Source organism: Joostella sp. (genome assembly GCF_048266025.1).
In the GTDB taxonomy this organism is placed as follows: Bacteria; Bacteroidota; Bacteroidia; order Flavobacteriales; family Flavobacteriaceae; genus Galbibacter; species Galbibacter atrarenae.
Genome location: NZ_JBLXAF010000005.1, coordinates 1 through 23,500 on the forward strand (window position 1 = coordinate 1; position 23,500 = coordinate 23,500).

Annotated in this window: 18 protein-coding genes; 7 read left to right on the top strand and 11 right to left on the bottom strand. The window is 33.8% G+C overall.

Translation table 11 applies throughout. From position 1 onward, the window contains the following. Positions 1–966: 966 nt before the first annotated feature. The 4 genes from thrS (at position 967) to rplT (ending at position 4,227) form a co-directional block, all read left to right on the top strand. Positions 967–2,907, top strand: a complete 1,941-nt coding sequence (gene thrS / locus ACN0TY_RS09980) for a threonine--tRNA ligase (protein ID WP_236960175.1) — start codon at positions 967–969, stop codon at positions 2,905–2,907. A gap of 71 nt (positions 2,908–2,978) precedes the next feature. Continuing rightward, positions 2,979–3,491, top strand: a complete 513-nt coding sequence (gene infC / locus ACN0TY_RS09985) for a translation initiation factor IF-3 (RefSeq protein ID WP_317207880.1) — start codon at positions 2,979–2,981, stop codon at positions 3,489–3,491. Between the two features lie 63 nt (positions 3,492–3,554). Continuing rightward, complete coding sequence (gene rpmI, locus ACN0TY_RS09990; protein ID WP_236960179.1) at positions 3,555–3,752, top strand: 50S ribosomal protein L35; 198 nt, start codon at positions 3,555–3,557, stop codon at positions 3,750–3,752. A 130-nt stretch (positions 3,753–3,882) separates the two neighbouring features. Continuing rightward, on the top strand, positions 3,883–4,227 hold the full coding sequence (gene rplT, locus ACN0TY_RS09995) for a 50S ribosomal protein L20 (protein WP_236960181.1): 345 nt from the start codon (positions 3,883–3,885) through the stop codon (positions 4,225–4,227). 85 nt (positions 4,228–4,312) lie between these two features. Here the strand turns inward: rplT and ACN0TY_RS10000 are convergent, their stop codons facing one another. Further along, the gene (locus ACN0TY_RS10000; protein WP_417444375.1) at positions 4,313–5,416 is read right to left on the bottom strand and encodes a hypothetical protein; all 1,104 of its coding nucleotides are present in this window, start codon (positions 5,414–5,416) and stop codon (positions 4,313–4,315) included. A 149-nt stretch (positions 5,417–5,565) separates the two neighbouring features. Between ACN0TY_RS10000 and ACN0TY_RS10005 the strand changes: the two genes are divergently transcribed. Continuing rightward, a complete protein-coding gene (locus tag ACN0TY_RS10005) occupies positions 5,566–6,375 on the top strand; it encodes an HAD family hydrolase (RefSeq protein ID WP_417444376.1) in 810 nt (269 codons plus the stop codon). A 1-nt stretch (position 6,376) separates the two neighbouring features. Here ACN0TY_RS10005 and ACN0TY_RS10010 read toward each other — a convergent pair whose 3' ends face one another. After that, positions 6,377–6,799: a secondary thiamine-phosphate synthase enzyme YjbQ gene (locus tag ACN0TY_RS10010; RefSeq protein WP_417444377.1), complete on the bottom strand. Its 423-nt coding sequence runs from the start codon at positions 6,797–6,799 to the stop codon at positions 6,377–6,379. A gap of 197 nt (positions 6,800–6,996) precedes the next feature. On the opposite strand from ACN0TY_RS10010, the gene ACN0TY_RS10015 reads away from it, so the two are divergent. Further along, a complete protein-coding gene (locus ACN0TY_RS10015; RefSeq protein ID WP_417444378.1) occupies positions 6,997–9,255 on the top strand; it encodes a tetratricopeptide repeat protein in 2,259 nt (752 codons plus the stop codon). A gap of 15 nt (positions 9,256–9,270) precedes the next feature. Here the strand turns inward: ACN0TY_RS10015 and ACN0TY_RS10020 are convergent, their stop codons facing one another. The 5 genes from ACN0TY_RS10020 to purD all read right to left on the bottom strand — a co-directional run bounded on the left by ACN0TY_RS10020 (position 9,271) and on the right by purD (position 15,455). Beyond that, positions 9,271–11,271: a TonB-dependent receptor plug domain-containing protein gene (locus ACN0TY_RS10020; RefSeq protein ID WP_417444379.1), complete on the bottom strand. Its 2,001-nt coding sequence runs from the start codon at positions 11,269–11,271 to the stop codon at positions 9,271–9,273. A gap of 104 nt (positions 11,272–11,375) precedes the next feature. Further along, the gene (locus ACN0TY_RS10025) at positions 11,376–12,230 is read right to left on the bottom strand and encodes a hypothetical protein (RefSeq protein WP_417444380.1); all 855 of its coding nucleotides are present in this window, start codon (positions 12,228–12,230) and stop codon (positions 11,376–11,378) included. 117 nt (positions 12,231–12,347) lie between these two features. Further along, positions 12,348–12,566 carry a hypothetical protein gene (locus ACN0TY_RS10030; RefSeq protein ID WP_417444381.1) on the bottom strand — a complete coding sequence of 73 codons (219 nt, stop codon included), beginning with the start codon at positions 12,564–12,566 and terminating at the stop codon, positions 12,348–12,350. 254 nt (positions 12,567–12,820) lie between these two features. Then, positions 12,821–14,044: an asparagine synthetase B gene (locus ACN0TY_RS10035; protein ID WP_417444525.1), complete on the bottom strand. Its 1,224-nt coding sequence runs from the start codon at positions 14,042–14,044 to the stop codon at positions 12,821–12,823. Between the two features lie 139 nt (positions 14,045–14,183). Next, positions 14,184–15,455 (bottom strand): phosphoribosylamine--glycine ligase, encoded by a 1,272-nt coding sequence (gene purD / locus ACN0TY_RS10040; RefSeq protein ID WP_417444382.1) that lies wholly within the window; start codon positions 15,453–15,455, stop codon positions 14,184–14,186. A gap of 305 nt (positions 15,456–15,760) precedes the next feature. Here purD and ACN0TY_RS10045 point away from each other — a divergent pair, with 305 nt between their 5' ends. After that, entirely contained in the window at positions 15,761–16,933 is a 1,173-nt protein-coding gene (locus tag ACN0TY_RS10045; protein WP_417444383.1) for a hypothetical protein, read from the top strand. A gap of 225 nt (positions 16,934–17,158) precedes the next feature. Here the strand turns inward: ACN0TY_RS10045 and ACN0TY_RS10050 are convergent, their stop codons facing one another. From ACN0TY_RS10050 to ACN0TY_RS10065, 4 genes are all read right to left on the bottom strand, one after another. Then, positions 17,159–18,163: a hypothetical protein gene (locus ACN0TY_RS10050; protein WP_417444384.1), complete on the bottom strand. Its 1,005-nt coding sequence runs from the start codon at positions 18,161–18,163 to the stop codon at positions 17,159–17,161. Between the two features lie 273 nt (positions 18,164–18,436). Then, positions 18,437–18,718, bottom strand: coding sequence for a hypothetical protein (locus ACN0TY_RS10055; RefSeq protein ID WP_417444385.1), 282 nt, complete (start codon positions 18,716–18,718; stop codon positions 18,437–18,439). A 93-nt stretch (positions 18,719–18,811) separates the two neighbouring features. Continuing rightward, positions 18,812–19,798, bottom strand: coding sequence for a UDP-glucuronic acid decarboxylase family protein (locus tag ACN0TY_RS10060; protein ID WP_417444386.1), 987 nt, complete (start codon positions 19,796–19,798; stop codon positions 18,812–18,814). A gap of 239 nt (positions 19,799–20,037) precedes the next feature. Next, the gene (locus ACN0TY_RS10065) at positions 20,038–23,496 is read right to left on the bottom strand and encodes a methylmalonyl-CoA mutase family protein (protein WP_417444526.1); all 3,459 of its coding nucleotides are present in this window, start codon (positions 23,494–23,496) and stop codon (positions 20,038–20,040) included. Positions 23,497–23,500 lie beyond the last annotated feature (4 nt).

The window sequence follows — 23,500 nt, forward strand, 5'->3', positions numbered from 1 at the left end:
TAGATAATTATTAATCCTATTTCCAAGCTTTTTATGCCCTTTTTTTGAAAGTATTTGGTAAGCCCTTAAATAACCGATACTTAACCACAAAAAAACTTTTTGTTAACATACAAACACTGCTCCTTTTATGGAAATATGAAGCCGCCTCGCTTAGGCTCACAGTAGCGATTGTTGAACACATGGCTACAGCAAAAGCTAACAAAACAAGACCCACTCCTATTATATAGAGTGTAATTCCTAGAAAAAAACTTGAAAATTAATTATTCATTCAAGAAATAATATGACTTATACAATACGAGAGCTTCGTTCGTCTTATTAAAGACATCCTTATATGTACTTGAAAAATGAGTCCTTATATATAAGTGTATCCAAAACTTACATTAATTACACCAAGCAATCGCGTGAGGGATAGAAGCGGCATCCTCTTAGAGGTACGAAAAGAGATACAGCGTATAGCCCGACCTATACTGCTCCCTTCTAAAAGCAGTATAGGCACGTCATAAACAAAAAGAAAGGCGACAGTCTACCTAATCTCATATATAAACCTTATTTAAGCACGAAAATAACTAACACCTCTACTCTATTTATATGGAAGCAACATATCACACTTTTTAATACTTATAGCTGAACTATATATTTTAACACCCTATAATACGTCTACAAAATCGATTGTATCTATATGAGTAGTATTCAAAGCAACATAATTTACCTTATTATTGACACTATTATATATAATACTAACAACACTATTACATTCAACCAAATCATTAAAGGATAAGAAAAACCTTCTACCACCCTATAATCATTCATAATAAATAAGATTCTACACAGGTATTGATTCGCAAAAAGAACCTAATTATAGGTCTTTATATAATTCTTAGATTATATCTTAACTAAAAGAAACTAATACTGTTGTACGCGTGAAGACTTACCCTTATCTTTGCAAACTGAAAAACAGTATATAAAATGATTAAGATTACTTTACCCGATGGATCGGTTAAGGAGTTTGAGAAAAACACAACTCCTATGGATGTTGCCAGAAGCATAAGCGAAGGTTTGGCCCGTAATGTTATTTCTGCAAGTTTTAATGGCGAAAAAGTGGAAACGGTTACGCCTTTAACCACCGACGGGAGTCTTATTCTTTATACGTGGAATGATGCAGAAGGGAAGCAATCTTTTTGGCATTCTACATCTCATATAATGGCGCAAGCTTTAGAAGAATTATATCCAGGAGTAAAACTTACTATTGGACCTTCTATTGACAATGGTTTTTATTATGATGTAGATTTAGGCGAGCAGAGTATCTCTGAAAAGGATTTTCCTGCTATTGAAGCTAAAATGCTCGAGATTGCAAGAGGAAAGCACGATTATAAAATGCGTGCTGTGACAAAAGCAGAAGCATTAGATTTTTACAAGAAGCAAGGAAACGAATTTAAGGTTGAACTTATAGAAAATCTTGAGGACGGGACAATTACTTTTTGTGACCATGATACTTTTACAGATTTATGTAGAGGTGGGCATATTCCAAACACTGGAATTGTAAAGGCTATAAAATTACTTTCGATTGCTGGAGCGTATTGGAGAGGAAATGAGAAAAACCCTCAACTTACACGTATTTATGGAATTTCATTCCCTAAACAGAAAGAGTTAAAAGAATATCTAGAGCTTCTAGAAGAGGCTAAAAAGAGAGACCATAGAAAGCTTGGAAAAGAGCTTGAACTATTTACTTTCTCTTCAAAAGTAGGTCAAGGACTGCCATTATGGCTTCCAAAAGGAGCTGCATTGAGAGAGCGTTTGGAAAACTTTTTAAAGAAAGCACAGAAAAAAGCAGGTTACGAACAAGTTGTTACGCCACACATTGGACAGAAAGAGCTTTATGTTACTTCTGGTCACTATGAGAAATATGGTGAAGATAGTTTTCAGCCTATTCGTACACCAAAAATGGATGAAGAGTTTCTATTAAAACCGATGAATTGTCCTCACCACTGTGAGATTTACAATTCTCGTCCTTGGAGTTATAAAGAGTTACCTAAGCGTTATGCTGAATTTGGTACTGTATATAGATATGAACAAAGTGGAGAATTACACGGATTAACACGTGTACGAGGTTTTACTCAAGATGATGCTCATATATTTTGTACTCCAGAGCAATTGGATGACGAATTTAAAAAGGTAATAGACCTTGTACTTTATGTATTTGGTTCTTTAGGATTTGAGAACTTTACTGCACAAGTATCGTTACGTGATCCTGAGAAGCCAGAGAAATATATTGGAAGCGACAAAAACTGGGAAATGGCAGAAGCTGCTATTTTAAGTGCTGCCAAAGAGAAAGAGCTTAATTACGTAATAGAAACTGGCGAGGCCGCATTTTACGGTCCGAAGCTAGACTTTATGGTAAAAGATGCTTTGGGTAGAAGCTGGCAATTGGGAACCATACAAGTAGATTATAATTTACCAGAACGTTTTGACTTGAATTATAAAGGAAGTGACGATAAGCTACACAGACCTGTAATGATTCACCGTGCACCATTTGGAAGTATGGAACGCTTTATAGCAATATTATTAGAGCATACTGCTGGAAATTTCCCTTTATGGTTAATGCCTGAGCAAGCTATTATATTGTCTATCAGCGAGAAATATGAAAAATATGCCGAAAAAGTTTTAAGTTTATTGGAAAATGACGAAATTCGCGCCCACGTTGATAATAGAAGTGAGACTATTGGCAAGAAAATACGAGATGCAGAAATGAATAAAATCCCGTATATGCTGATAATAGGAGAGCAAGAAGAAAAAGACGGCACGGTTTCTGTAAGAAAACATGGAGAGGGCGACATTGGAACAATAACAATTAATGAGTTCTCAGATTTGATTAATTCAGAAATCAATCGTACATTAAAGAAGTTTTAAAAATAAAGTTTAATTAAAATTTATAAGCCATAGCAATTAAAAGATTTAACAGAAACGCTCAAAGAAGAGAGATTAAAAATCCGCACAGGACCAATAGAGAAATTCGTGTACCAGAAGTAAGATTGGTAGGCGATAATATTGAGATGGGTGTATATCCTACCAAAGAAGCTTTAGCAAAGTCTGAAGAGTTAGGTTTGGATCTTGTTGAGATTTCACCAAATGCCAAGCCTCCTGTTTGTAAGATAATGGACTACAAAAAGTTCTTATACGAGCAAAAGAAGAGAGAGAAGGCTATGAAGGCGAAAGCCTCTAAAGTGGTTGTGAAAGAAATTCGTTTTGGTCCTAATACAGATGATCACGATTATGAATTTAAAAAGAAACATGCCGAGAAGTTCCTTAAAGAGGGAGCTAAACTTAAGGCATATGTTTTCTTTAAAGGTCGTTCTATCGTGTATAAAGATAAAGGAGAAATTCTGTTGCTTAAGTTAGCATCAGAAATGGAAGATATAGGAAAAGTAGAGCAAATGCCTAAGTTGGAAGGTAAGCGTATGACTATGTTCATTGCACCTAAGAAAACAAAATAGGTTTTTACATACACTATACATATAAAAGAGAATAAGCGCGATAATTAAATAAATATTAGGAATATGCCTAAAATGAAAACTAAATCCAGTGCTAAAAAGCGTTTTAAGCTTACAGGTACAGGTAAAATTAAAAGAAAGCACGCCTTCAAAAGTCACATCTTAACAAAGAAGTCTAAGAAGCGTAAGCTTGCACTTACCCACTCTACTTTAGTTTCTAAAGCAGACGAAGGTAATATCAAACTACAATTACGTTTAAAATAATTGTTGTTTCGGTTCAATTAAATATTGTTTAACCCTGGAGTCAGGCCACTAAAAGACATATACAATTGTATGCTGTTGAATTAGTGAAATAAAGTGTCGATAGACCGCCTGCTACAAAAAATTAAAAATTATGCCAAGATCAGTAAATTCAGTAGCTTCAAGAGCACGAAGAAAAAAAGTGTTGAAGCAAGCAAAAGGCTACTACGGTAGACGTAAAAACGTTTGGACGGTTGCTAAAAATGCGGTTGAGAAAGCAATGTCTTACTCATACAGAGACCGTAGAAATAAGAAAAGAACATTCCGCGCTTTGTGGATTACTCGTATTAATGCGGGTGCTAGATTACACGGATTGTCTTATTCTCAGTTTATGGGGAAAGTAAAAGCTAATGATATCGAACTTAACCGTAAGGTTTTAGCCGATTTAGCTATGAACCACCCAGAGGCTTTCAAAGCAATTGTTGAAAAAGTAAAGTAAACGTTTAACAACATATTATCCGCTTATTAAAAAATCCGGTCTTTAACGAGACCGGATTTTTTTATGGAATCAACTATTTTAAGTCTTAATCTACAATAGATGGTAATTCTGAAATAAATGCTTCGTGAACCTCTTGTGGAGTTAAAATATGGCCTTTCTTTTGAGCGCCTTGCGCCAAATCATAACCTCGTTGCGCCGCATCCATTCTCTGCGCTGGTGTTCCATGATGACCATCTGCATCAAAACCACAATCTCCAATATTAAAGAATAGTTCAAAAAAACCTTCAACACGTTTCCAGTTGTAAGTAGCTCCTCTTTTATGAGTCATATAATAAGCAGCAAAAAAATCAGCTTCTAACTCTGTAGAACGTGTAGATTCAGGAATGTTTCCTTCTTCAACAGGATAAGTCCAATTATTATCAAATTGTATTTGATGTCCCCATTCGTGAGCTAAGATACCCGTCCACACAATATCAGCATCTATACCAGTTTGGGCCATCACAGAAACGATACCGTCACTAATTACAATTATATCCCCTTGTCCCTTACCGAAAAAATTATCAATATTTATTGCAAAGCCATCAAAAGAAACAAAAGGGTTCTCTATCAAAAATGTACTTTCTTCATTAATAGATCTTATATCTGCTATCAAGCCATCAATATTCGCTGCTGGTCCATATAAAAAAGGAAGTGTTTCCCGTAGTAAATCTTCATTTTCAAAGCTTGCATTATGCTGCCCTTTTACAGAGATCTCTCCTTTCATATCCCAAAATTTCTCATTATCCCTTACACGCTTTTTCATTAGGTTCGTGTATTCTCCATTAGCTCCAAAATATTGCGGGCTCGTATCTACTAAGGACATATAAAAATTAATATCGCTATAAATACTATAGAAACTAGCTCCTAATTGATCTATATTCTCTGCTATTGTTTCATTAACTGCATCATCAAAAGCTGTAGTTTGACATTCCGATGGTTCAACCGCATTAGCAAGGTCATCATAATAAGAAAAATCATTAATACTCAAATCTAATGCTATTGTTGTTCCCTGAGAAAGATTTGGATAATCATTCACGGTAGAAGTAACATAGACTGCATTTAGATCCGCTTCTGTAGATGCGTTTTCTTTAGAACACGAATTAAGCGCAAGCAGTGCTCCAATTCCTAGAAAAAATTGTTTTGTTTTCATAAATTAAGTTTTAGTTTAGAATCATATCAATATAGTAAAAATATAGATTATACGCGATTTTAATCGATGAACAGCATTACATTCCTAACAAACTATTAACTTCAAGTTGAAATAGAAATCCTATTTTTGCTACTTATACAATTATATTTATGGATTTATCGAAAGTAAGATTAGTAGTAACAGATATGGATGGAACCCTTCTAAACACAAAGGGAGAAGTAAGCGATTCCTTTTTTGAATTGTTTAAAAAATTCAAAGCTAATGACATCCATTTTGTTGCCGCGAGTGGGAGGCAATATGATAGTATTACAAATAAATTAGCTTCTATTGTAGATGACATTACAATAATTGCTGAAAATGGTGGTATCGCAAAGCGAGGAGCTGAAGAGCTCTTAGTCACTAATCTTCCTGCTGAAAATACTAATCAAATTATCGAACTCTTAAGAGGTATCGATGACGTTTTTGTCGTTTTATGTGGTAAAAAATCTTCTTATATAGAAACTAAAGATGCAACATTCATTGAACTATTTAATGAATATTATGCAGCTTATGAAGTTGTTGAAGACTTAACAAAGGTTGATAAAGATGATTTTGTAAAAATAGCAGTATACCATTTTGAAAGCTCTGAAGAGCATATTTACCCTTCTGTAAAACACTTGGAAGACAGTTTACAGGTAAAAGTATCTGGAAAAAACTGGTTAGATTTATCACATCCAAATGCAAATAAAGGATATGCTTTAAAAATGCTTCAGGATAAATTAGGAATCTCAAAGTCTGAAACTATGGTTTTTGGGGATTACAACAACGATTTAGAAATGTTAGCACTTGCCGATTTTAGTTATGCTATGGAAAATGCACATCCAAATGTGATAAAGATAGCCAACTATAAAACCAAAAGTAATGACGAAAATGGAGTTGAGTACATCTTAAATAAACTAATTGAAGCTAAGGAGTCTTAAATTAATTTCCAAAAGCAGTAATCACAACCGATCTCGATCCGCCGTAATCTCTATGTTCACATAGATAAATCCCCTGCCAGATTCCTAGATTCAAACGTCCGTTGGATATAGGTATTTGAACTGAAGCCCCCATGAGCGATGACTTTACATGTGCCGGCATGTCATCTGGCCCTTCATAAGTATGAATATAATAAGGCGCATTTTCAGGAACCATTTTATTCATATGGCTTTCAAAATCTGTCCGTACCGTAGGATCTGCATTTTCATTGATTGTTAGACTGGCAGAGGTATGTTTTATAAAAACTTGAAGTTGTCCAATTCCAATTTTCTTTATCTCTGGAATAGCTTTTAATACCTCTTCAGTAATAAGATGGAAGCCTCTCTTTCTATTCTTTAATTTTACTTCAATTTGAAAAAAATTCATTTTATACTATTGTATGACTATTATTTTTCAAACATAAACATATAATAATTCTTAATAGAGTGAATGCCTCAAAAAAACTCTCTTTTTCAGAGTTGAGATAGTTATAATATTAGAATTTATAAGTAAATTTACTCTGTACTTCCCTCATGTATAAAAGCGCTTTAAATTTCAAAAAACCTAACAAGAAAGGCTTTATAATGAACAAATACATATCCCTATTATCTCTTCTGTTAATCACTATTATTACAGGTTGCAAAGATAAAAAAGACGAATACAAACCAATTTCTGCAGACAGTCATGATGAGATATTCGCATCTGTAAAACAAATTCCAGACGGAGATTTTTTAGGAGATCAGTCGTGTGTAAGTTGCCATGAAAATGCTTTTAAAGACTGGAAAGGATCTGATCATGATAAAGCAATGCAAATTGCCACTGACACTACGGTACTTGCTAACTTCAACGATGCAATATTTAAAAGTCAAGGTATTACATCTACCTTCTCAAAAAAGAATGGCGAGTTTTATGTAAACACCGAAGGTCCTGATGGAGAATATGACGATTATAAAGTTGAATATACTTTTGGTATCAAGCCCTTACAACAATATATCGTTAAGTTTCCTGACGGACGATTTCAATGCCTAAGAACTGCTTGGGATACCGAAAAAAACAAATGGTTTGATTTATATCCTGATTTTAAAGTGGTTCATTCAGAATGGATCCACTGGACAAAAGGAGGGCTAAATTGGAATACGATGTGTGCCGACTGCCATTCTACAAATGTTCGTAAAAACTACGACGAAACTAAAAACAGCTTTAATACTGAATATTCTCTGATAAATGTAAGTTGTGAGGCTTGCCACGGCCCGGGGAAAAATCATGTTGCTCAAGTAAAAAAACTAGGAGAGAATTATAAACCTGCGGAAGATATTAAAATGACATCCGATACGCCTCAAAAACTACTCATTGACGAATGCGCAAGGTGCCATATGCTCCGAGAACAAGTAACGGAAAGTTATAATTTTGAAGGAACGTTACTCGATCATTATTTTCCACAGTTATTAATAGAAGAGCGATATCATGTAGACGGTCAGATATTGGAGGAAGATTATGTATATGGTTCGTTTTTACAAAGTAAAATGTATCATAATAATGTTTCTTGTACAGATTGCCATAACCCACATTCTACTAAATTAAAACTGGAAGGAAACAACTTATGTTTACAATGTCATACTCCTGAAACATATAATGTAGAAACACACAACAAACACAAAATAAATACAGAGGGCGCTCAATGTATAAACTGCCATATGCCAGGAAGAATTTATATGGGGAATGACTACAGAAGAGATCATAGCTTTAGAATACCAAGACCAGATTTAAGTATTAAATATGACACTCCCAATGCTTGTATACAGTGCCATACGGATAAGGACAACCAATGGGCTCTTAAGAATTACATTGCATATTATGGAGAACCTAAAAAAAATCATTTCTCCGACTTACTAGCACCAGGATTATCTAGAGAAGAAAATGGAGCTCATAATTTAATGACACTTGCAAAAGACACTTCTTATCCAAATATAGCGAGAGCATCTGCTGTAAAAGGATTAAGTAATTACCCAAATGCCAATGATATTAATGAATTAATTAGCTTTCTAAATGACGACTCTCCTTTAGTACAGGCAGCAACTTTGGATGTTCTGAAAGACGTTAATAAAGCTGATTATTTAAATTATTTTTATCCTTTATTAAAAAGTAAAGAAAGAACACTGAGAATTAAAGCTTTTGTTGCTCTTAATAGATTAGATGTTTCTCAAGTACCCGAAGAATATAAAGATGTTTACTCCAAGGTTGAAAAAGAATTTGAAACTAGCCTTGAAGTAATTGCTGATTTTCCAGGTGGAAAAATGAAAAAAGCTGATTATTATCAAAGGCAAGGAGACAATAATAAAGCTATAAAATATACTGAAGAAGCGCTAAAACTAGATCCTGTAAATAATAACATCAGAACAAATCTTGCCAGTTTATATTACAATAATGGAGAGCTACAAAAGGCTGAAAGTGCTTATAAAACTATTTTAGAGCAAGAACCAGAACACGGGGAGACTTATTATTCGTATGCTTTATTGCTTGCAGAATTAAATAAAATCAATGCGGCTATTACTCAAATGGAAAATGCAATAAAATACATGCCTGAAAATATTAGAGTATATTATAACCTCGCATTATTGTATGACCGCACGGGAAACTTTAAAAATGCAGAAAGCACCGCTAAAAAAGGATTAAAAATAGCTCCTGAAAATGAAAGTCTGTTGTATGTTATTTCTTATTTATATGCAAAAAACAATCAATTAAGAAGTGCTGCTATTACAGCCAACAAACTAATCACTTTGTATCCTAATAACCAACAATATATTAATTTATATAATCAGATAAATGCTAACTTACAGCAATAGCCTCATTAGAGACTATTACCATAAAATAAAGGATAAATTTACAAATGCGTTTCTACCCCTACGTGGGATGTTATTCCAATCTGAATATGTAGAATAATTAGTATCTAAAAGGTTTTCTATACCATATTTAAGCACCAATTTATTATTCCCTAGCATGAAATTATTACCAAAAGATACATTTAATATTCCATATCCTGGAGTTTCGTCTTCTCCATAATTCTGACTATATCTCGATTGGTTAGCATTTCCCTGCAATTGCAAAGAAGCATTAAACTTAGATGTTCCATAAGATAATTCAGCCAAATAAGAAAAAGGACTTAATAAAGGGAGGTTCTCCCCTTCATCTGTCACTCCATAATTATAACCTACTCCAGCATTAAGAGAAAGCTTCGAAGAAAAATCATATTGGGCATTAAGGAATGCATCAAAAATAGAAGCATGAGGTAATGATGAATACATTCTAACACCATCCGCTCCGATTGTCATCGCTGCTATATCTTCATTAATTTCTCCAATAATATAATTTTTAATATAAAAATAAGAAGAAGACAGTCCGACAGTAAAGTCACCTTTTTTTACATTAAAATTAAAATTAAGCTCAGTAGATTTCTCTTTCTCTAAATCTGGATTACCGATATAATCATAATTATCAAAGCTATTAAACAAGAAAAAACCATATCCTTCACTAACAGAAGGTGCTCTTTCTCCATAAGCCAATCCAAAAGATAAATCATACCACTCCTTTTGCAAAGCATATGTTGCAGCAATACTACTTAATAATCTATTTTGCTCCTGCTCAATCTCTGGATAAAATATTTTTAAACTCTCATACCCTACATCTTCAGCTATTCTATTATTTTGATACCCTATACGTAAAGTTCCAGTAAGCGATTGCGATTCTGTAATATGAAACTCATCTTTAAAATAAGCTCCAGAATATAATGTTCTTACATCTGGCCATGTGTACATAAACATTTCTGGCTGGCTAGGATCATTAGGATACATTGTCATTTCTGCCAAAGACTTATTATAATATCCATTGAAATTGAACATCATTTCATGGTCATTTTTATCAAATTCTAATTTTGAATAAAAACCATAAGTATCACTCCAACCAGGCATATCCATCCTAATAGGGACATCTGGTCTTTTAGAATCGTCCATAATATGTGTTACCTTATTATAGTAAATCTTAGACTCCCAACCTTTAATTTTAGCTTCTGAATTTTGATAATGGTGACTTACAGAAGTAATAATCCCCTCAGCCAAAGAAACATCCATTGGTAATGCGGGATATCCAACATCTGTTGCTCGGTCATAAATTATTTGCGAGTGCAAACTATTATCATCATTTATTTTATAACCAGCTTGCAATGCTATATTATATTTCTGAAACTGAGAATAAAGCACTTCTTCGTTGTTTCCTGCATCATAGTTATCCGCTTTCCTGAAAATCCCATCTACATCTACATAAAACTTATCTCCACCATATTTCGCTTTTAAGCCTCCTATTCTATAGTTTCCATTTGTTTCATATCCTAAATCTGTAGTCAATGCAAATCCAGATCCAAAGCTAGGGTGCTTTAAGCTAAGGTCCACAGCACCTCCTACACTCTGTCCGTTTTCTACACCACTCTGCCCTGATGATATTTTAATTTCAGATAAATTGGAAATATCAACATATGAAGTCACTGGATCCATTTTATCGGTGCAAGCACCAAAAATTTGCATCCCATCGATGGTTACAGATAGACGCTCGCTAGACATATTATTTACACTTGGTTCCCAAGCATAAGCTCCTCTTTTAATGAGATTAACACGATTTGCAGTCTCTAGATAATCGTCTACACTTCCTAGCGCTTTATCTTCTTGATAATTACTTAATTTCTTATTACCAATAACTATTACTTCACTTAAAAAATTTGTAGAGTCTTTTACCAAAAAAGGTTGCTCTTGACCGTTAGCTTTTTGCAAGAAAATAGCCAGTAGTACTATACTAAAAATTAGCTTTTTCATCTTCAATAAATTTTCACCTAAATTAAAATCAAACTCGCCCTGATGAATCTCCTCACTATTATATAAATAGAAGACCTAATAAAAATCACCAAAGCGAATTCAATTTAGAATATCAATTCTAGGTATAAGCTACCCTTATCTCCATCTTCTTCTGTAACATCATCTCCAGCTAATAAAGTCCCATCTTCGTCATAAACCTTTAAGTTTAGTGTCCAATAACCCGTCATGGTAAGTGATAAATCTCCGTGATACATTTCATCTGAAGAAGTATATGTTAAATCTGTATTATTTGGTGAGCTATGATTTCCCATATCTGGCATTCTAGGATCTAAACCGATTGTATAATCTTCAACTTCAGGAAAGCTCATCATACTTTCCATTTCATAAAGACCAACTACCATTTCATTAACCCCAATAATTGGTTCTGAAGGCTCTACAAGTGCTAAGACATATCTTTTACTAGTATCGTCACTAAATACAATCACATTTTGAGTTTCACTTCTATTGACTGTAATTGTAGAAGAGGCTTCATACGCTGCATTGTCTATGGTATAATCAAGGGATAATGTCCATCCAGAACCGTCATCATTGGTCATCTGAAAAACTATATACCCATTATATAGCGTATTATAATTATCCATTTTATCAACATCAGATGCAGGACACGAATGAGACATTGTTTCCATATCCATTACTGGACTCCAGTCTATATCTGCATTTTCAACATATTGTTCTGTAGATTTATCAAGGATTCTTGTTGTAATATTATTGTATCCAGTTTCGAAATCTCCAGTTTCGGTATAAAGTTCAATGATATGCGTATCATTTTCAATGCTTTCTACCAATTGTAACTCTTCAATTTCATCTATAATATTTAAATCGTTGCTATCATCATCATTAGAACATGAAGTAGCAAAAACAGCAGTAAAAAGAACGGGAATTATATATTTTAATTTCATCTTAATTTATTTGATAAGTTTATATTCAATATATGGTATACGGTGGCTTTTACATTTTTATAACCATAAAAATGCATTCTTAAATTTTAAGAAGATAATTCTTAATTTATATTGCGATTAGCAATTAGGAGGAGGTTTTTCGATATCCAAATAACTAGATTGAACATAGTTATTCTTGTACAATTTAATTGAAAGCTGAGTATCGGCTGTACTTATCTGCTCTTTAGGATTAGTAGAATTAGAGGTTAAATAAAACACATCTAAAACAAGTTTCCTTTCGGAAGGAATTTCTTTATCTGATTGTTGCTCATGCGATAATGAGATTTGCTTTGCCAAATAGCATTTACCATTACAACCTAATTGGTTTTCTTTTTGAATACAAAGTACTTTTGCTATATAGCTCTGATTCGCTAAAAAATCCCCAAAAATGAATAAGGTATTGAAATTGTTAATCAACAATACAATCACCAAAAAAAACACTGTAATATTTCGTGATATGACCCTAAACATGCAGCAAAAATACGACTATTTCGTAATTACTTACATGATAAAAATCATAGATTTTTGGAGAGTGGGAAAGTTGTATAACATTAGGTTTTCTGCTTCTTCTTTTTGGCCGCAGGAAAGAGCACGTTGTTTAAAATGAGTCGGTATCCAGGTGAGTTTGGATGCAGTTCTAATTCTGTTTTTGGGTCTCCAACATGATGTTGATAATCTTCAGGATCATGGCCTCCATAAAAAGTGAAAAAGCCTTTTCCTTTAATTCCATGAATATAACGAGCCTCCCCATTTATTTTATTTTCTCCTAACACTAAAACTGTAGGACGGATAGTGGCAGGATCGTATGCTGTTGTTTGCCCCATAAAGCCTTTGACCAAAGCAGTATGATTTTGACAAAGCATGGTTGGAATGGGATCCCATTTTGCTGAAAATTCCATCAGCGTAAAATAATCTGTTTCTTTTTGAACACTCTCTCTTTTATGAGTCATATCGATAGAAGAAAACTCATATTCCATAGGGTCTCTTTCCAAGAGAAAATCTCGAAAGGCAAAGGTCTTAGAGAAATCAAGTTTCGATTGATAATTTGGTTCAGAGGGATCACCATCAAACATTGGCTCGCAGATATCAGTTTCTGATGCTGCTAGAGCGATATCAAAACTATCGGTAGCAGAACACATAGCAAACATAAACCCTCCACCAACTACATAATCTCTAATACTCGAGGCTACTGCAAGCTTTTCTTCAGAAACTTTATTATATCCTAATTCAGCAGCCAGTTCTTCGGCTTTCTTTTTATCATTTATATACCATGGAGTAGCTCGATAAGCTCCATAAAACTTTCCAAATTGTCCTGTAAAATCTTCATGATGTAAATGCAACCAATCGTATAACAATAATTTATCTTGCAACACTTCCGTATCATAAACAACATCATAAGGAATTTCTGCATAGGTAAGAACCATCGTTACGGCATCATCCCATGGCAAACTCCCTTTAGGAGAATAAACTGCTATTTTCGGTGCTTTTTCAAGAACAACAGACTCTTGATTTTTGGATGGACTGCTAATTTCCTCTAGCATTACTTCCGCCTTTGCATCAGATAAAATTTCAAAAGAAACCCCTCTAATTTGACATTCTTTCCTTGTAGCTTCTGTATCAGAAATTAAAAAAGATCCTCCGCGGTAATTAAGCAACCATTTTACTTTTTCATTTTTTGCCAATACCCAATAAGTAATTCCATAGGCTTTTAAATGGTCTTCTTGGGTTTCTACATCCATAGGAATAAGAATATAGGAAGCAAAAGAAAATTGCATTGTTAATAGCAACAAAAAAAAGAGTATCCACTTATTAGCGGGATACTCTTTTTTGGTTTTATATTTAGTAAACTTAGGTAGTAACATTAAATCTTTCAGTTTCATATCGACATTGTCATATTCTAACTGAAAAATACAATTATAAATCGAAACCTAAGTCTTTTCTATAATTCATTTTATCGAAAGAAATTTTTTCAATACTGTTATATGAAGTTTTTAGAGCCTCTTTAAAATCAGCTCCAAAAGAAGTTACAGCCAAAACACGACCTCCAGAAGATACCACTTTATTATCTTTTAGCTGTGTTCCTGCATGAAAAACTATAGAATCTTCTACATTCTCAAAACCAGTAATCTCCTTACCTTTTTCGTATGCCTCAGGATATCCACCAGAAACTGCTACGATTGTAGTTGCTGTACGCTGGTCTAACTCCAAAGAAACTTCATTTAAAGTACCATTAGCAACTGCTTGAAGAAGTGTTACCATATCATTTTTAACACGAGGTAAAACAACTTCTGTTTCTGGATCTCCCATACGCACATTGTATTCAATAACATAAGGTTCATCCCCCACTTTTATGAGTCCGATAAATACAAACCCTTTATATGGAATTTCATCTTTTTGGAAACCTTCAATAGTTGGTTTTACGATTCGGTCTTCTATTTTTTGCATAAAAGTAGCATCAGCAAACGGCACTGGGGAGATAGCTCCCATTCCACCAGTATTTAAACCAGTATCCCCTTCTCCAATACGCTTATAATCTTTGGCTGTAGGAAGTGTTATGTAGTTTTTTCCGTCAGTTAAAACAAAGACACTAAGTTCTATTCCGCTTAAAAACTCTTCGATAACCACTTTAGCACTCGCATTTCCAAACTTAGCATCAACCAACATGCTTTTAAGCTCTACCTTAGCCTCTTCAATATCATCTAAAATCAAAACTCCTTTTCCAGCGGCTAGTCCATCTGCTTTTAAAACATAAGGTGCTTTCAAAGTCTCTAAAAAAGCATATCCAGCTTCTAAACTTTCAGAAGTAAAACTTTGATAAGCTGCAGTTGCCACATTATGGCGCGCCATAAATTCTTTAGCAAACTCCTTACTTCCTTCTAAAATAGCTCCATTTTTTTGCGGTCCAATTACTGGAATGTTCTTTAGCTCTTCATCGTCTAAAAAGAAATCATGAACTCCTTGTACCAATGGATCTTCTGGACCTACAACTACCATTTCTATTTTCTCCGCTAATACTAGCTTTTTTATAGCAGGGAAATCAGTTACCGAAATAGGCACATTGGTTGCGATCTTCGCTGTACCCGCATTTCCAGGTGCAACAAACAGCTTTGTGCTTTTATCACTTTGTGCTATTTTCCAAGCAAATGTATGTTCTCTACCTCCAGAACCAAGAATAAGGATGTTCATTTCTACTGAATTAAATTGACTTTTATTTAAAACATCAAAGTTACACCCAGCAGCGCCAAAAACATAATTTATATGTAAAAAGTTTTGGAGTTGGATTTACACTAACATATTATTTATAATCTATAAAAAATTAAATATAGTACTATCAACTACAACCTACAGAAAACACGAAACACAACACAATAACTATATATAAAGGTAAAAAATAAATATTTCACACAATAAATCTCTTATTTAGAATAATTTTACATATAGAATTTATACCTATATTTGACGTATATAAATAACATAAAATTTAAAATATCATGAAAAAAGTACTACTACTACTTATTTTTAGTGCATTCTTAATTGGATGCAGTAACGATGATGACAATTCTGATCTTCCTGAGATAGAAGATGCTACTTCCTTAAAAGTAAACACCGTAAATGGTTACACAAATGTAATAACCGATGCTGATGGGAGAACCCTTTATTATTTCTCTAAAGATGTAAATGGAGAATCTGCATGTACTTCTGAAGGCTGCTTAAATACTTGGCCTCCATTTGAAGTTTCTAACATTGACGACTTAGAATTAAGTGATGCTATTGATGCCGAACTTATTGGCACAGTTACAAGCCCTAACGATAGCTCTATGTTACAAGTTACTTATAAAGGATGGCCATTATACTATTATGCGGATGATGAGAGTGTTGGAGATACTAATGGAGAAGGTGTTGGCGGAGTATGGTTTGTTGCAAAAACAGATTACAACTTATTTACTGCCAATAAATTAATTATTGATGATGAAGATTCCATAAACTATTTTGTGGACGACCAGGGAAAAACATTGTATTATTTTACTAGAGATTTTTCTGGTGAAAGTATGTGTACAGATAATCCTGATAGCGCTATAAATGGTTTAACTTGTATAGAAAGATGGCCTGCATACTACAGTGAAGATATTGTAACTACAAGCCTTCATGAGTCTGAAGACTTTGGTGAAATAACAAGAGAAGATGGAACTATGCAAACTACTTATAAAGGTTGGCCTCTATATTATTTTTACAATGATGAAAATGCAGGAGACACAAATGGAGAAGGAGCTGGAAATGTATGGTTTGTAATGAGTCCTGACTACAACGTTATGTTAGTTACTAAAACAGTAAATGATGAAAGACAAGACTATATTGCCGACATTAACGGAATGTCATTATATACATTTGATAATGATACTACCATGAATGAAAGTGTTTGTTATGATGGTTGTGCAGAAGTTTGGCCTCCATTCTATGAAGAGGAAGTAGTTGGACCATCGATATTAGACACAGATGATTTTACTATTTTTGAACGTACTGATACAACTGGTGGAGGAGATGATAGTAATAAACAAATTAGTTATAAGGGAATGCCATTATACTACTTTGCAAACGATAATACATTTGGAGACACGAACGGACATGGAGTTGGAGATGTTTGGTTTTTAGCTGAAGGAAATTAATTTTAACTTTATTAGCTATAAAAAGCAAGGGTCGAAATTAAAATTTCGACCCTTGCTTTTTTAATATATCTCTTTATTTTTTTGACCATACAGCTGATAAGAGAAAAAATTATTCTTATTCCTAATTATAAAACTCATAAGTAAGGATTATATCTTTGGTGTTCTTATATTCTTCAACACTACACGACGCAATCGTGTGGTAGCGAGGCAGTTTTTTGTGGTTAATCATTTTATATTGTTGTGCGGATCTTCATAAATATGTAGTGTCTTGCCAGTATCTAACAAGTATAGTTTTCCATCATGATAAACAGGGGTTTCAAACTGTTCATCATTTTCTAATGGAGCGTCTTGCACAAAATCAATCTCCGAGGTTGCTATATTTAGAGCTCCAAATTTTGCTTTTTCTCCTCGACCACCTACAAACCATAATTTATTATTAAATATAGCATTTCGGTGCACATTGGGTTCTATCCCCTTTGCATAATAATCTGACATGTCTTTCTCAAAAACAATTTGCCCTGTTAAGGGATTAAAGACTTGGTATTGAGACCCTCCGTAACCATAGCATAAATTATTTTTACCATTAATTAAAAATGCTATAATATTTCTTGTAGAATGTGTTACTTGTATTTTTTTTTGCCATTTAATTACGCCTGTTTTTATATCTAAACCATATACTAATTGGTATTTCGAATTTTTATCATAAGCATCAAAAAACAATATATCTTCTATTACTTGTGGAGATCCGAATATGGTAAAACCTTCAGGGAGGTTGTATTGCCATAGGGGAGTATCTACATTATTGATAGAAAAGACTTCAATCTTATTTTTTTTTGTATATGATAACCCACTTGTAGAAACAAGTTTATTGTTGTCAAAAATTGAAATACCCTTATCAAAAATAAAAGAAAACTCATTTTGAAAATCAACAATTTTATGTATGGCATTACTATTTTTTTCAGTAAGTAAAAACTCTTTTGAGTCTCTCGCAGATCCTAAAATATAATTAGAATTTTTAAAACATATATCAAATTTTTTTGTATACACATTAAAAATTTCCAATTCGTCATTCTTATATCTATATGTTAAATAAGTAGTTTGAAAAAGTTGAAATTCATTTTTAACAGTTATAATACTAGGAATCAATATTTCATCCCCTCCACTTACAATTAAAAACTTATCATTCTTATATATACTTTCTACTCCTTTAACTTGATATATTCTATCCATTACTATTTGTTTAATTTAAAAATATCTTCAAATTGGTAAATTATCTCTTGTTTAAGCTTTATCGGAGTTGGATTCAATTCTCCTTCCAAAAACTTTCTTGCCAATTTATAAATCAATGGTAACTCATCAATTAACTTTTCTTAAATTCTTTTTGTAAAATATTATTAAGATCTGATTTAATCATTAAAAATAATTAAATCCATTTATAAAGGAATCCAAATGCTTTAATATATAAAAAATACATTCTAAATATTGAGACTGGATTCAATACTCCTAGCCTTCTGTGCCGTCGTTTTGGTAGTTCATTTTTTTTTTGAACATCTTATAAAAACCAATTAATGCAATCATCAAAAAGGAACCTCTACCAAGAATATAACCTATAGTTGTTTTATTTAAGTTATACATTATTACTTTTGCCGTTCTATACTTTAAACTCCCTTTGTTAACTTCTTCAAAAGTTGAAATATCATCGTAATTAACAAAAACTGAAAGCATTAATAAAATAATTATTATGTTTCCAGTATTTTTAGCTAAAAACTCTTTTATTTTATTCATTTTAGACATTACTATACATGATAATAAACAATTACATCAGGTGATATTTTTAGTATACCTAAGTTATAGATTTTTAAAGCTAGTAGTTTAATCCTACTTTTTATTACGGTCACTAAAATCGCGATGTTCTTTTTTATAAAGCTCGCTTTCTGGTAGATTTTTAAAATATTGATAGGTGCGTTCCATCCCCTCTTGACGAGATATTTTAGGCTCCCATTTTAATATCTCTCGCGCTTTTGTAATATCTGGTCTTCTCTGTGATGGATCGTCTTTTGGAAGTGGTTTATATACAATCTTCTGATTTGTTCCTGTGAGTTTTACAATTTCTTCAGCAAAATCTTTAATAGAAATCTCTGTAGGGTTACCAATATTCACAGGCTCATGGTAATCGCTCATCAAAAGGCGGTAGATTCCCTCTATCTCATCATCTACATAGCAGAAAGATCGTGTCTGACTCCCATCGCCAAAAATAGTAAGGTCTTCGCCACGTAGCGCCTGACCAATAAAAGCTGGAATTACACGACCGTCGTTGAGACGCATTTTAGGTCCATATGTATTAAATATTCTTGCTATGCGGGTATCTACACCATGAAAACGATGATATGCCATTGTAATAGACTCCATAAAGCGTTTAGCTTCATCGTAAACTCCACGCGGCCCAACAGGACTCACGTTTCCGTAGTATTCTTCGCTTTGCGGATGCACCAAAGGATCTCCATATACTTCAGAAGTAGAAGCAACTAAAATTCGTGCGTTCTTATCTTTGGCAAGTCCCAAAAGGTTATGGGTTCCTAAAGCTCCTACTTTTAATGTTTGGATCGGTATTTTTAAATAATCGATTGGACTAGCTGGAGATGCAAAATGTAATATATAATCCAACTCTCCAGAAATATCAATGTATTTTGTAACATCGTGGTGGATAAATTCAAAATTCTCACTACTTCGCAAATGTTCAATATTCCTAAGGTCGCCAGTAATAAGATTATCCATTCCTATTACGTACATCCCTTCATTCATAAATCTATCACAAAGATGAGATCCTAAAAACCCTGCCGCTCCTGTTATTAAAATACGCTTCATTTCCAATATCAATTCTATTAGGGAACGAAGATAATTATAAAAACTGGGTTTTTATATGTAGATACTGCTCTTCATAATTAGAACTATTGAATCTCTATTTTAATGGTCTCCAAAATGATATATCGATTCATAAAAACAAAAAACTTGGTCTACTTTTCAGTTAGACCAAGTTTTTTATTCCTTGTTATAGTTCAGCGTAAAGCGCTAAAATAAATTAGTAAGACTCTTCAAACAGTTTTCTACATATTCCTTCTGTACTGCCCGCCTACTTCGAATAAAGCTTGCGTAATTTGCCCTAGAGAACAAACTTTTGTAGCTTCCATCAAAGCTTCAAATACATTTTTATTATGAATTGCAGCCTGTTGAACCTCTCCAATAGCTGTCGTAGATTCTTTAGCATAAACTTTATGGAGCTTTTCTAATGTGCTTATCTGTAATTGCTTTTCCGTTTCGGTAGCGCGGATTACTTCCGAAGGAATAACGGTTGGAGACCCTTTACTACTTAAAAAAGTGTTCACTCCAATAATTGGATATTCTCCCGTATGCTTTAAAGTTTCATAATATAAGCTTTCTTCTTGTATTTTTGAACGCTGATACATGGTTTCCATAGCTCCTAAAACACCTCCACGCTCGGTAATTCGATCAAATTCTTTTAATACTGCTTCTTCTACCAAGTCTGTAAGCTCTTCTATAATAAAACTTCCTTGAATAGGATTTTCATTCTTAGCTAAACCTAATTCTTTATTTATAATAAGCTGAATGGCCATTGCACGACGTACAGAATCTTCTGTTGGCGTTGTTATCGCCTCATCATAAGCGTTTGTATGTAATGAATTACAGTTATCGTAAATAGCGTATAAAGCTTGAAGTGTAGTTCGGATATCGTTAAAATCAATCTCCTGCGCATGTAACGATCTTCCTGATGTTTGAATATGGTATTTTAACATCTGAGAACGTGCATCTGCACCATACTTTTCTTTTAAAGCTTTTGCCCATATTTTTCGTGCCACACGACCTATCACAGCATATTCTGGATCTACTCCATTAGAGAAAAAGAAAGATAAATTCGGTCCAAATTTATTGATATCCATTCCTCTACTTAAATAATACTCTACATAGGTAAATCCGTTTGCCAAGGTAAATGCCAATTGGGTAATTGGATTTGCTCCAGCTTCTGCAATATGATAACCAGAAATTGAAACCGAGTAGAAATTACGAACGCCATTCTCAATAAAATACTCTTGCACATCTCCCATAAGTCGCAATGCAAACTCAGTTGAGAAAATACAGGTATTTTGCGCCTGATCTTCTTTTAATATATCTGCTTGCACTGTTCCACGAACCTGTGCAATAGTTCTTTCTTTTATCTCTTTATATACTTCTTTTGGTAGTACCATATCTCCGGTAACTCCCAAAAGCATTAATCCTAATCCGTCGTTACCCTCTGGAAGCCCTTCCTCTTGTGCTCCTTCAGAACGAGAGAAACTATTGTATTTAGGGCGTTCGCTATTTTTCTGCTGATAAATAGCATCTATTTTAGCATTTACTTCCTCTTCTAAGTCATTTTCTTTGATATAGATTTCACACTGCTGATCGATTGCCGCATTCATGAAAAATCCTAATAACATCGGCGCTGGACCGTTAATAGTCATACTCACAGAAGTCATAGCATCTGCTAAATTGAAACCTGAATATAACTTCTTAGCATCATCTAAACAGCAAATTGAAACTCCCGCATTTCCTATTTTACCGTATATATCTGGACGGTGATCTGGATCATTTCCGTAGAGAGTAACCGAGTCAAAAGCAGTTGACAAACGTTTTGCTGGCATTCCTAAACTCACATAATGGAAACGCCTGTTTGTACGCTCTGGACCTCCTTCTCCTGCAAACATTCTTGTAGGATCTTCACCTGTTCTTTTAAAAGGATACAGTCCTGAAGCATATGGGAATTCTCCTGGCACATTTTCTTGCAATACCCATCTTAAAACATCTCCCCAAGCTTTATACTTAGGCAATGCTACTTTTGGAATTTGAGAGTGTGATAATGACTTCGTATGTGTTGCTATATTTATTTCTTTATTCCTAACCTTAAAAGTGTAAAGTGGCTCTTTATATTTTGCTACTTTCTCATCCCAATTTAAAATTGTTTCCCAATGGTGAGGATCTAAATTCAGTTTTACACGATCGAATTCCCCAACCAATAATTTTATAAAGTCTTGATTTTCTACTTCATCTAAATTAAAAGACTCCATATCTACACCATACTTAGACAAAGAAAGATCAGCGTCTGCTACACTACACAAGGTTTGGTAAATTCCATAAAGCTTTTGAGCTACCGCTACTTGTTCATCAACCTTTTTATCGTAAGCGCGATTACTTTCTGCAATTTCCGATAAATAGCGTGTTCTATTTGGTGGGATTACAAATACTTTCTCACTCATTTCCGAAGAAATTACAAATTCCGATTTTAAGTTAGAACTCGTCTTATCTTCAATCAATTTCATGATTTCCTTATAGAGTGTATTCATACCGGGATCATTAAACTGTGCAGCAATGGTTCCAAAAACAGGAAGTTCATCTGCTTTTGCTTCCCACATCCCATGATTGCGTTGGTATTGTTTTTTTACATCTCTAAGCGCATCTAATGCTCCACGCTTATCAAATTTATTGATCGCAACTAAATCGGCAAAATCGAGCATATCGATTTTTTCTAATTGGGTAGCTGCTCCAAATTCTGGTGTCATCACATATAGAGAAACATCTGAATGGTCTAGAATTTCTGTATCACTCTGCCCGATTCCTGAAGTTTCAAGAATTATTAAATCATAATTTGCAGCTTTTAGAACTTCTACTGCCTCTGCAACATGCTTAGAAAGTGCTAAATTAGATTGACGGGTTGCTAGGCTACGCATATAAACACGCGAATTATTAATGGCATTCATACGAATACGATCCCCTAATAAAGCACCTCCCGTTTTTCTTTTTGAAGGGTCTACAGAAATAATCCCAATAGTTTTATCTTCAAAATCGTTTAGAAAACGACGTACCACCTCATCTACCAAACTACTTTTTCCTGAACCTCCAGTTCCAGTAATTCCTAATACAGGAACCTTACTCTCGGAAGTGTCTATACTATTAAATAACCTTAAAAATTCTTCGTGGTTATTCTCTGCAAATGTAATAAGCCTTGCTATTGTATTTATATGTTTCTCTTCGAGTTCTTTTTTTACATTTACTTCAGAAGGCAAACCATCAATTGCATAATCAGAATTCTGTACCAAATGATCAATCATTCCTTGCAGTCCTAATTCTCTACCATCATCTGGCGAATATATTTTGGACACTCCATAATCTATCAGTTCTTTTATTTCCTCTGGAAGGATCACACCACCTCCACCACCAAAGATTTTGATATTGGAAGCACCTCGTTCGACTAATAAATCGTGCATATATTTAAAATACTCATTGTGCCCACCTTGGTATGAAGTAAGCGCAATAGCATTTGCATCTTCTTGAATAGCTGTATTTACCACTTCTTCCACACTTCGATCGTGTCCCAAATGGATCACTTCAACTCCAGTAGCCTGAATAATTCTACGCATAATATTTATGGTAGCATCATGCCCATCAAAGAGCGAAGCTGCAGTTACTATTCTTATTTTATTCTTAGGTTTATATTGATTTGTTTGCTTCATCATT

Coding starts and splice junctions, on each gene's coding strand:
- thrS (WP_236960175.1), top strand. CDS start 967: ATGATTAAGATTACTTTACCCGATGGATCGGTTAAGGAGTTTGAGAAA.
- rpmI (WP_236960179.1), top strand. CDS start 3,555: ATGCCTAAAATGAAAACTAAATCCAGTGCTAAAAAGCGTTTTAAGCTT.
- rplT (WP_236960181.1), top strand. CDS start 3,883: ATGCCAAGATCAGTAAATTCAGTAGCTTCAAGAGCACGAAGAAAAAAA.
- ACN0TY_RS10000 (WP_417444375.1), bottom strand. CDS start 5,416: ATGAAAACAAAACAATTTTTTCTAGGAATTGGAGCACTGCTTGCGCTT.
- ACN0TY_RS10005 (WP_417444376.1), top strand. CDS start 5,566: ATGGATTTATCGAAAGTAAGATTAGTAGTAACAGATATGGATGGAACC.
- ACN0TY_RS10010 (WP_417444377.1), bottom strand. CDS start 6,799: ATGAATTTTTTTCAAATTGAAGTAAAATTAAAGAATAGAAAGAGAGGC.
- ACN0TY_RS10015 (WP_417444378.1), top strand. CDS start 6,997: ATGAACAAATACATATCCCTATTATCTCTTCTGTTAATCACTATTATT.
- ACN0TY_RS10020 (WP_417444379.1), bottom strand. CDS start 11,271: ATGAAAAAGCTAATTTTTAGTATAGTACTACTGGCTATTTTCTTGCAA.
- ACN0TY_RS10025 (WP_417444380.1), bottom strand. CDS start 12,230: ATGAAATTAAAATATATAATTCCCGTTCTTTTTACTGCTGTTTTTGCT.
- ACN0TY_RS10035 (WP_417444525.1), bottom strand. CDS start 14,044: ATGCAATTTTCTTTTGCTTCCTATATTCTTATTCCTATGGATGTAGAA.
- purD (WP_417444382.1), bottom strand. CDS start 15,455: ATGAACATCCTTATTCTTGGTTCTGGAGGTAGAGAACATACATTTGCT.
- ACN0TY_RS10045 (WP_417444383.1), top strand. CDS start 15,761: ATGAAAAAAGTACTACTACTACTTATTTTTAGTGCATTCTTAATTGGA.
- ACN0TY_RS10050 (WP_417444384.1), bottom strand. CDS start 18,163: ATGGATAGAATATATCAAGTTAAAGGAGTAGAAAGTATATATAAGAAT.
- ACN0TY_RS10055 (WP_417444385.1), bottom strand. CDS start 18,718: ATGAATAAAATAAAAGAGTTTTTAGCTAAAAATACTGGAAACATAATA.
- ACN0TY_RS10060 (WP_417444386.1), bottom strand. CDS start 19,798: ATGAAGCGTATTTTAATAACAGGAGCGGCAGGGTTTTTAGGATCTCAT.
- ACN0TY_RS10065 (WP_417444526.1), bottom strand. CDS start 23,496: ATGAAGCAAACAAATCAATATAAACCTAAGAATAAAATAAGAATAGTA.